The organism is Streptomyces himastatinicus ATCC 53653 (genome assembly GCF_000158915.1).
In the GTDB taxonomy this organism is placed as follows: domain Bacteria; phylum Actinomycetota; class Actinomycetes; order Streptomycetales; family Streptomycetaceae; genus Streptomyces; species Streptomyces himastatinicus.
The window spans coordinates 8,384,975-8,394,502 of record NZ_GG657754.1 but is presented as its reverse complement, the minus strand read 5'-3'; the positions used below and the strand labels follow the sequence as shown (position 1 = coordinate 8,394,502).

Below are 9,528 nucleotides of genomic sequence, written 5' to 3'. Positions count from 1 at the left end.
AACGCCGGAGGGGGCTGGGGGTTACGCCCCGGAGGGGCTGGGTGTGGGGCGCGTCCGCCCCGCCAGCTGGGGCGGAGCCGACCTGGGGCGGCGCTGCGGCTGCTGGACGTCGAGGACCGCCCGCGTAGCGGGGCGGGGGCCGGGCTGGGCCTCAGCCCGGGGGCGTGGGGCACCGGGCGCGGTTGCGGGAACGCTTGGGCTACGTGCCCAGGGCGTACGTGCGGACCGCGTTGGTGCCGAAGACTGATGTGCGTTCGGCTTCGGTCAGTTCGGATGTCGCGCGGTCCGCGAGGGTCACGACATCCGCGTACGTCGCGGCCAGTTCGCATACCGGCCAGTCCGAGCCGAACAGCACCCGCTCCGGGCCGAAGGCGTCCAGTACGTGCCGGGCGTACGGGAGCACCTGCTCCGGCTTCCAGGTCTCCCAGTCGGCCTCGGTGACCAGCCCCGAGAGCTTGCAGTCGACGTTCGGGAGGGCGGCCAGTCGCGTCAGGAGACCGGTCCACGGGTCGCGCTCGCCGCTCGCGATCGGCGGCTTGGCCGCGTGGTCGAGGACGAAGCGCGCCCCCGGCAGCTCCCGCACCGCGGCGATCGCGGCGGGCAGCTCGCGCGGGGTGACCAGGAGGTCGTAGACGAGTCCCGCGTCGGCCGCGTCGGCGAGGCCGCGCCGTACGTCGGGGCGGCCCAGCCAGTCGGGGTCCGGCTCGTCCTGCACCTGGTGCCGCAGCCCCACCAGGCGGTCGCCGCCGGGGCCCGCGGCCAGGGCGGCGAGCACCGCGGGCAGCTCGGGGTCGGTGAGGTCGGCCCAGCCGACGACGCCCGCGATCCGGTCCGAGGCGCCCGCCAGGGCGAGGAGTTCGCGCGTCTCGTCGTACGAGGAGCTGGCCTGGACGACGACGGTGGCGCCGATCCCGTGGGCGTCCAGGTGCGGCAGCAGGTCCGCGGTGGTGACGGTGCGGGCGATGGGGTCGGCCCAGGGGCCGTCCATCCACGGCTGCGGCCTGCGGGACAGGTCCCACAGGTGGTGGTGGGCGTCGATGCGGGGGGACACGGACTCTCCTCAGACCGGCAGCGGGATGTCGTCGTCGAGCAGGCCGCGCTCGACCAGCGCGTGCCACAGCTCGTCGGGGATGTCGTAGCCGAACATCTCGGCGTTGTCCCGCACTTCGTCCGGTCCGGCGGCGCCGATGACCGCCGTGGCCACGGCCGGGTGGCCGAAGGGGAAGCGCAGGGCGGCGGCCCGCAGTGGCACCCCGAACTCGGCGCAGACGGCGGCGAGTCGCCGGGCCCGTTCGGCGATCTCGGGGGGCGCCTCCTCGTAGTTGTAGCGCGCGCCGGGGCGAGGGTCGGCGAGCAGCCCGGAGTTGTAGACGCCGCCGACCACCACGGAAGTGCCGCGCCGCTCGCACACCGGCAGCAGGTCGTCGTAGGCGGTGCGCTCCAGCAGGGTCCAGCGCCCGGCGCACAGGACGACGTCGACATCGAGGTCGGCGACGAAGCGGGCGAGGATGTCGCTGTAGTTCATGCCGAAGCCGATGGCCCGGACGAGCTTCTGGTCGCGCAGTTCGGCGAGCGCCGGGAAGGCCGTCTCGTACACCTCGCGGATGTGGTTTTCCGGATCGTGGACGTAGACGATGTCGAGGGCCTCGACCCCGAGGCGTTCCAGGGAGGATTCCAGGGAGGCGCGGATGCCGTCCCGGGTGAAGTCCCACTCGCGGACGCGGTCGGGGGTGTCCGCGAATCCGTCCGGCTGGGCGGGTTCGCCGGGCGCCCGGTCCCGCAGCCGCCTCCCCACCTTGGTGGAGAGCGTGTACGAGCCGCGGTCGCGCCCGGCGAGCGCGCGGCCCACCCGTTCCTCGGACAGCCCGACGCCGTAGTGCGGGGCGGTGTCGAGGTAGGTGCAGCCGAGGTCCAGGGCGGTGTGGACGGTCGCCAAGGCGCGTTCCTCGGGCACCGCGGCGTACAGATTGGCCAGCGGGGCGCAGCCGAGCCCGAGAGGTGGTACGTGGACGCCCGAGCGCCCCAGTTCGCGCGCCCCCTGTGGTACCTGCGCCATGATTCCTCGCCTCTGTTCCTGCTTCTCTCGGTACTGCGTCTCGGTTTCCGCGTCTCAGTCCTGCTTCTCGCCGCTCGCGTAGCGGGAGATGATCAGCGCGACGATGATGATGGAGCCGTTGATGAACTGGTTCCACAGTGGCGGAACGCCGCCGAGAGTCATCACATTGACGACCAATTGCAGCGTAAGCACACCCGTGAGGGCGCCGAAGAGCGTGCCGCGGCCGCCCTTGAGGCTGATGCCGCCGATGACCGCGGCGGCGAACACCTGGAAGATCCAGCCGTTGCCCTGGGTCGCGGCGACCGAGCCGTAGTGGCCGGTGTAGAGGATTCCGGCGAACGCGGCGAGTAAGCCGCCGGCGCTGAGCACGATCCAGGTGATGCGGTCGACGCGGATACCGGCGGCGCGCGCCGCCTCGGGGTTGCCGCCGATCGCGTACAGGGCGCGGCCGTGCCGCAGATAGCCGAGCGCCAGGCCGCCGAGCGCGTACAGGCCCAGGCAGAGCCATACGGCGGCGGGCGCGCCCAGCCAGTCGGCCTTGCCGAGGTAGCGGAACGACTCGGGGACGTTGACGATGGACTGGCCCTCGGCGATGCCGACCTGGAGTCCGCGCAGCATGGTGAGCATGCCCAGGGTCGCGATGAAGCCGTTGACGCGCAGCTTGAGCATCAGGAAGCCGTTGGCCGCGCCGATCAGGGCGCCGACCGCCAGGCACAGCGGAATGGCGGTCCATACGGGCAGCAGCCCGAGCCCTTCGAAGCGCGCGCCGTGCGAGGGCAGCACCAGCCAGAGGGCGATCACGGGCGCCACGGCGATGGTGGACTCCAGGGAGAGGTCCATCCGGCCGCTGATCAGGATCAGCGCCTCGCCCAGCACCAGCAGCCCCAGCTCGGTGGACTGCTGGACGACGCCGATCAGGTTGTCCTCGGTGAGGAAGGCGGGCGAGACGATGAAGCCGATCACGCCCAGGACGAAGATCACCGGAACCAGGGACAGATCGCGCCAGCGCGCGATGTCGATCCGCGGACGGCTCCGGGCCCCCGCCGGCCCGTCCGCCACCGCCTCGGCGGGCTGCTGCCGTGCGGTACCGATCATGTCTGTGGTCCTCCCGTGCGGTCTGCGGTTCCCCCGGCCGTGCTCTCTGTCGTGCGGTCCGTGCCCGGTTCCGTGATGCCTTCCATCGCGGCGACCAGCTGGCGGTCGGTCCAGCCGCTGCCGAACTCGGCGACGACCCGCCCGTGGAAGAAGGCCAGGACCCGGTCGCAGACCCGGAGGTCGTCCAGCTCGTCGGAGACGATCAGCGCGCCGCTCCCGGCCGCCGCGACGTCCCGTACGACGCCGAGCAGGGCGTCCTTGGACTTCACGTCCACCCCGGCGGTCGGCCGGATCGCGACCAGCACGCTCGGTTCGCGCGCCAGCGCGCGGGCGATGACGACCTTCTGCTGATTGCCGCCGGACAGGCCCGAGACGGGCTGCGACGGTCCCGCGGTCTTGATGTCGAGCGAGGTGATCATGCGCTGGGCGAACGCGCGGGTCCGGGAGGGCAGCACCGTGCCGTACGGCCCGAGCTGGTCGGTGACGGTCAGCGTGGCGTTCTCGGCGACGCTGCGGCCCAGGACCAGACCCTGGTCGTGGCGGTCCTCGGGGACGTAGCCGATGCCCGCGTCGATGGCGTGCGGGACGCTGCCGGGGCGTACCGGCCTGCCCCGTACGGAGACCCGGCCGCCGCCCGGTTTGCGCAGGCCCACCAGGGTCTCGCCGATCGCCGTGTTGCCGCTGGCGGTCGCCCCGGCCAGGCCCAGCACCTCGCCGGGCCGCACCACCAGGTCCAGCGGCGCGAACTCGTCCTCCAGGGTGAGCCCCTCGGTGCGCAGCACCGGCTCGCCCTCCGGGTCGGCCTCGCGCACGGTGACGGGGGCGCGGACGGCGGCCCGGGAGTCGCCCTCGGGGGCGCCCTCGCCGTCGCCCGTCATCGCCGCGACCAGGTCCTCCTTGGGCAGGTCGGCGACCGGTGCGGTCAGCACGTGCCCGGCGTCGCGGAAGACGGTCACGGTGTCGCAGAGGTCGTAGACCTCCTGGAGGTGGTGCGAGATGAACAGGAAGGCGACGCCCTGCCTGCGCAGGTCGAGCAGTTTGGTGAAGAGCCGGTCGATGCCGCCCGCGTCGAGCTGGGCTGTGGGCTCGTCGAGGATGATCAGCCGGGCGCCGAAGGACAGCGCGCGGGCGATCTCCACGAACTGCCGCTGCTCGACGCCGAGGTCCTTCGCCCGGGTCTGGGGGTCCACGTCCACCCCGTACTCCCCCAGCAGCGCCCGGGCGTCCTCGCGCAGCGCCCGCCACCGGATGCGCCCGGTGCCCTGGAAGCGGCCGAGGTACAGGTTCTCGGCGACGGTCAGGTGCGGGACCACCATCGACTTCTGGTAGACGCAGGCGACCCGGCGCTGCCAGGCCGCGGTGTCGCCGTAGCCGGGGGCGGGTTCGCCGGAGAAGGTCACCTCGCCCTCGTCGGGGCGTTCCATGCCGGTGAGGACGGACACCAGCGTGGACTTGCCCGCCCCGTTGCGTCCGACGAGGGCGTGCGCCTCCCCGGGACGCACGGCCAGGTGGGCGTGGTCCAGGGCGACGGTCGGTCCGAAGCGTTTGACGATGCCCTGCGCCCGGACCACGGGGGGCTGTGCTGCCTCTTCCGCTGCCTTGGCCATGGCTACTTCTTTTCGAGCTGGTTGGCCCACAGCTTCGGGTCGTCGACGTTCTCCTTGGTGACCAGCGGCGCCGGAAGCTGGTCCTCCAGACCGTTCTCGATGGTGACGATCTCCGAGCCGTGATCGGTCGGGCCGGGCTTGAACGTCTCGCCCTCAAGCGCCGCCTTGGCGTAGTTCAGGGCCCACTTGGCGTAGAGGTCGGCGGGCTGGGAGAGGGTGGCGTCGATCTTCCCGGCGCGGATCGCGTCCAGCTCCTCCGGTATGCCGTCGTTGGAGATGATGGTGATGTGCCCCGCCGAGCCCGCGGGCTTGAGCAGCTTCTTCTGCTCCAGCAGCGCCAGGGTGGACTGGAGGAAGGCGCCACCGGCCTGCATGTAGATGCCGTCGAGCTTGCGGTGCTGGGCCAGCAGGCTCTGGAGCTTCGCGGAGGCGACGTCGCCCTTCCAGTCGGTGGGCAGCTCGTGCACCTTGATGCCGGGGTACTTCTTCTTCATGCACGAGGCGAACGCCTGCGACCGGTCGCGGCCGTTGATGGAGCTGAGGTCGCCCTGGAGTTCGGCGACCCGGCCCTTGCCGCCCAGCTGTTTGCCGAGGTATTCGCACGCCTTGGTGCCGTACGCCCGGTTGTCGGCGCGCACCACCATGTAGATCTTGCCGGCGTCGGGGCGGGTGTCCACGCTGATGACGGGGATCTTCTTCTCCTCCAGCTGCTCCAGGGTGGAGGAGACGGCCCCGGTGTCCTGGGGGGCCATGACGATCGCCTTGGCGCCCTGGTCGGTGAACGCCTGGACGTTGGAGACCAGCTTGGAGATGTCGTTCTGCGAGTTGGACAGCGGGAGCGCGGAGACCGTGCCCTTGTCGATCCCCTTCTCCAGATACTGCTGGTAGGAGTTCCAGAAGTCGGTGTCGGTGCGCGGCATGTCGATGCCCACCTTGCCGCCGCCGGCGCCGTTGCTCTCACGGTTGCAGCCGGCCAGCCCGGCGACGGCGAGCAGCACGGCGCAGGCCGCGGCTCCGGTGGTGCGGAGTCTCGTCATCGAGTCCCGTCCTAGGTCGAATGGTGCGACGTGCGTGGTGCGGGGTGCGATGGTGCGGGGCGCGCGGTATGTCGATATGGGGTGTGGGTGAGCGTGAAGGTGTGGCGGTACGCGGCCGGGCTCAGGTCGCGGGGCGCAAGCGCAGCCCCTGCATCCCGCCGTCCACGGCCAGCGCGGTGCCGGTGACGGCCGCTGCGGCGGGGCTCGCCAGATACGCGACGGCCGCGGCGACCTCCTCGGCGGACACCAGCCGCCCGGTCGGCTGACGGGCCTCCAGGGCGGCGCGTTCGGCCGCCGGGTCGGCGGCCTGGCCGAGCAGCCGCCCCACCCACGGGGTGTCGACGGTGCCGGGGTTGACGCAGTTGACGCGGATGCCCTCGCGTACGTGGTCGGCGGCCATGGCGAGGGTCAGCGACAGCACCGCGCCCTTGCTCGCGCTGTACGCGGCGCGCTGCGGCAGTCCGGCGGTGGCGGCGATCGAGCAGGTGTGGGTAATGGACACGGCGCCGGGCCGCCTCGCCGCGGCGGCGCGCAGATGCGGCAGCGCGGCCCGCGCGGTGCGCACCAGGCCCAGCACGTTGACGTCCAGCAGCCGGTGCCACTCGTCGTCGGAGTTGTCCTCGACGGTGCCGATCGCGCCGATGCCCGCATTGCCGACGACGGTGTGCAGGGCGCCGAATTCGGCCACCACCGCCTCCACCGCGGTCCGTACGCCCTCGTCGGAGGTGACGTCGGTCTTGACCGGCAGGGTCCCGGACGGGGCGCCTGTCGGGTCCCGGTCGAGCACGGCGACCCGTGCGCCCCGGTCGCGCAGCGTGGCGGCGATGGCGGCGCCGATGCCCGAGGCGCCGCCGGTGACGAGCGCGGCCAGCCCTTCGAAGTCGCCGGTGGGGCTCAAGAGGTCTCCTCCAGTCGTGCGTTCTGTGATGCCGTGTTCTGCGGTGCGGTGTTCTGTGGTGCGGTGTTCTGTGGTGCGGCGTTCCGGGTTTGCCATTCGGGCCCGTCCGGATAGCGGTAGGCGGCGATCGACTCGGGAAGCATCTGGGCGGAGAAGCCCGGGGCGGCCGGTGCGCGGTACCGGCCCGCCTCGACGACCACCGGATCGGCGAAGTGTTCGTGGAGGTGGTCGACGTACTCGATGACCCGGTCCTCCCAGCTGCCCGAGACGGCCACGAAGTCGAACATGGCCAGGTGCTGTACCAGTTCGCACAGGCCCACGCCGCCCGCGTGCGGGCACACAGGGATCCCGTGCTTGGCGGCGAGCAGCAGGATCGCCAGGTTCTCGTTGACCCCGGCGACGCGCGCGGCGTCGATCTGCACGAAGTCGACGGCTTCGGCCTGAAGCAGCTGTTTGAAGACGACGCGGTTGGCGACGTGTTCACCAGTGGCGACCTTGACCGGCTGTCCGGCGCGGATGGCGGCGTGGCCGAGGACGTCGTCCGGGCTGGTCGGCTCCTCGATCCAGTGCGGGTCGTACGGCGCCAGGGTGCGCATCCAGCGCAGCGCCTCCGCGACGTCCCAGCGCTGGTTGGCGTCGACGGCTATCCGGATGTCCGGACCGACCGCCTCACGGGCCAGCCGCATCCGTCTGAGGTCCTCGTCGAGATCGCCGCCGACCTTCAGCTTGATCTGGTCGAAGCCCTCGGCGACCGCCTCCTGCGCCAGCTTGATCATTTTCTCGTCGGAGTAGCCGAGCCAGCCCGCCGAGGTGGTGTAGGCGGGGTAGCCGCGCTCGCGCAGCAGCGCGGCGCGCTCGGCGCGGCCGGGTTCGGCGGCGCGCAGGATGGCCAGGGCCTCGTCGCGGGTGAGGGCGTCGCTGAGGTAGCGGTAGTCGACGAGGTCGGCCAGCTCCTCGGGCGACATGTCGGCCAGGAACTGCCACAGCGGCTTTCCGGCCTGCCGGGCGGCGAGGTCCCAGGCGGCGTTCACCACCGCACCGGCCGCCATATGCATGACGCCCTTCTCCGGGCCGAGCCAGCGCAGCTGGGAGTCATGGGTGAGGTCGCGGTACAGCTCTGCCAGTCCGGCCGCGGTGAGCGGGGCGGGGCGGCCGACGACGTGGGGCTGGAGGGAGCGGATGGCGGCGGCGGTGACGTCGTTGCCGCGGCCGATGGTGAAGACGAAACCGTGCCCTTCGGCATGGGGGGTGTGATCGGCGTCCGTACGGAGCACCACATAGGCAGCGGAGTAGTCGGGGTCCGGATTCATCGCGTCCGAGCCATCGAGCTGCTCCGAGGTGGGAAACCGGATGTCATGGACCTCGAGCTCGGTGACGGTCGGGCGCAAACTCAATGGGGGCTCCCTGAACGACGCGCGATAGAACATCGGACCTTTAGCGATGATCCGATGTATAGCGCTGACATGGGGGTCTCGTCCAGAGGTGTGCCGCAACTTTCGGGAAACAGGTCGGATGAATGAGTATGGGTTTCCCTACGGGGGCTGCGGCGGGGCCCCCTTGAAGCCGTAGGCTTGGGGCGCACGCAAAAGAACTGTCGCCGGAGGCGGTACCAAGCCGTCCGCCGGTCGGAAGGAGGCGCTGGGTGATCGAGCTTGAGGGGGTTCCCGAGCTGATCGACCCGGTCATGATCTGTGCCTTCGAGGGCTGGAACGATGCCGGAGACGCCGCCTCCACCGCGGTCGGGCACCTGGACCGGGAGTGGAAGGGCGAGGTCTTCGCCTCTCTCGACGCCGAGGACTACTACGACTTCCAGGTGAACCGGCCCACCGTCGCGCTGGACAACGGGGTCCGCAAGATCACTTGGCCGACCACCCGGCTCTCCGTCGTCCGCGCGGAGGGCGGCGAGAAGACCCGCGACCTGGTACTGGTGCGCGGGATCGAGCCGAGCATGCGGTGGCGGTCGTTCTGTAACGAGATCCTCGGTTACGCCCATGAGTTGGGCGTCGAGATGGTCGTCGTCCTCGGGGCGCTGCTCGGCGACACGCCGCACACCCGGCCGGTGCCGGTCAGCGGAGTCACCTCCGACCCGGACCTGGCCCGCAGCCTCGACCTCGAGGAGACCCGCTACGAGGGGCCGACCGGCATCGTCGGCATCCTCCAGGAGGCCTGCACCCACGCCGGTGTCCCCGCGGTGAGCCTGTGGGCGGCCGTCCCGCACTACGTCTCCCAGCCGCCGAACCCGAAGGCGACCCTGGCCCTGCTGAACCGCCTCGAGGACCTGATCGGCGTCCGCATCCCGCTCGGCGAGCTGACCGAGGACGCGCGCGCCTGGCAGCTGGGCGTGGACCAACTCGCCTCGGAGGACAGCGAGGTCGCCGAGTACGTCCAGTCGCTGGAGGAGGCCCGGGACACGGCGGAGCTGCCGGAGGCGTCGGGCGAGGCGATCGCGCGGGAATTCGAGCGCTATCTGCGTCGGCGGGACGGCTCACCGGGGACGCCGGGGGCGCCGGGCGCGCCGGGCAGCCATGCGACGGAGACGGGCACCGGGGGGATCGCCGACGCCCCGTATCTGCGGGATCCCGGGAGCGGGCATGCGCGGCCGTGGAAGCCGTCTGCCAAGGATGACGAGGGCGAGGGCTCGGGGAGCGGCTCCGGGTCCGGCTCCGGGAGCGGGGAGTCCGGTGGGGCCGCGGAGGAGACCGGGAGCGGTGGCGCGAGCAGCGACGCGAGTAGCGACGCGGAGGACCGCCCGGACGACCAGGGCTGAGCCCTAGACCGCCGGACGGACCGAAGCAATCGGTCCGTCCGGCGGGTGCGGGGCGGGGCGTTGCCCCC

At 71.9% G+C, this 9,528-nt stretch carries 8 protein-coding genes; 1 reads left to right on the top strand and 7 read right to left on the bottom strand.

All coding sequences use genetic code 11. From position 1 onward, the window contains the following. Positions 1-199: 199 nt before the first annotated feature. From SSOG_RS35880 to SSOG_RS35850, 7 genes are all read right to left on the bottom strand, one after another. Positions 200-1,051, bottom strand: coding sequence for an amidohydrolase family protein (locus SSOG_RS35880; RefSeq protein ID WP_009719168.1), 852 nt, complete (start codon positions 1,049-1,051; stop codon positions 200-202). A gap of 9 nt (positions 1,052-1,060) precedes the next feature. Further along, positions 1,061-2,056, bottom strand: coding sequence for an aldo/keto reductase (locus SSOG_RS35875; RefSeq protein WP_050800058.1), 996 nt, complete (start codon positions 2,054-2,056; stop codon positions 1,061-1,063). 54 nt (positions 2,057-2,110) lie between these two features. Then, positions 2,111-3,151, bottom strand: a complete 1,041-nt coding sequence (locus tag SSOG_RS35870; protein WP_009719166.1) for an ABC transporter permease — start codon at positions 3,149-3,151, stop codon at positions 2,111-2,113. Beyond that, positions 3,148-4,758 (bottom strand): sugar ABC transporter ATP-binding protein, encoded by a 1,611-nt coding sequence (locus tag SSOG_RS35865; protein ID WP_039939471.1) that lies wholly within the window; start codon positions 4,756-4,758, stop codon positions 3,148-3,150. Before SSOG_RS35865 ends, SSOG_RS35870 begins: the two co-directional genes overlap by 4 nt. A gap of 2 nt (positions 4,759-4,760) precedes the next feature. Further along, the gene (locus tag SSOG_RS35860; RefSeq protein ID WP_009719164.1) at positions 4,761-5,795 is read right to left on the bottom strand and encodes a sugar ABC transporter substrate-binding protein; all 1,035 of its coding nucleotides are present in this window, start codon (positions 5,793-5,795) and stop codon (positions 4,761-4,763) included. A 121-nt stretch (positions 5,796-5,916) separates the two neighbouring features. Beyond that, on the bottom strand, positions 5,917-6,693 hold the full coding sequence (locus SSOG_RS35855; protein WP_009719163.1) for an SDR family NAD(P)-dependent oxidoreductase: 777 nt from the start codon (positions 6,691-6,693) through the stop codon (positions 5,917-5,919). Then, entirely contained in the window at positions 6,690-8,081 is a 1,392-nt protein-coding gene (locus tag SSOG_RS35850; RefSeq protein ID WP_009719162.1) for an enolase C-terminal domain-like protein, read from the bottom strand. Before SSOG_RS35850 ends, SSOG_RS35855 begins: the two co-directional genes overlap by 4 nt. A 254-nt stretch (positions 8,082-8,335) precedes the next feature. Between SSOG_RS35850 and SSOG_RS35845 the strand changes: the two genes are divergently transcribed. After that, positions 8,336-9,460 carry a PAC2 family protein gene (locus tag SSOG_RS35845; protein ID WP_009719161.1) on the top strand — a complete coding sequence of 375 codons (1,125 nt, stop codon included), beginning with the start codon at positions 8,336-8,338 and terminating at the stop codon, positions 9,458-9,460. Positions 9,461-9,528: the final 68 nt, after the last annotated feature.

Excerpts from the sequence above, each read along its gene's own strand:
- SSOG_RS35870 (WP_009719166.1), bottom strand. The coding sequence starts at position 3,151 with ATGATCGGTACCGCACGGCAGCAGCCCGCCGAGGCGGTGGCGGACGGG.
- SSOG_RS35875 (WP_050800058.1), bottom strand. The coding sequence starts at position 2,056 with ATGGCGCAGGTACCACAGGGGGCGCGCGAACTGGGGCGCTCGGGCGTC.
- SSOG_RS35865 (WP_039939471.1), bottom strand. The coding sequence starts at position 4,758 with ATGGCCAAGGCAGCGGAAGAGGCAGCACAGCCCCCCGTGGTCCGGGCG.
- SSOG_RS35860 (WP_009719164.1), bottom strand. The coding sequence starts at position 5,795 with ATGACGAGACTCCGCACCACCGGAGCCGCGGCCTGCGCCGTGCTGCTC.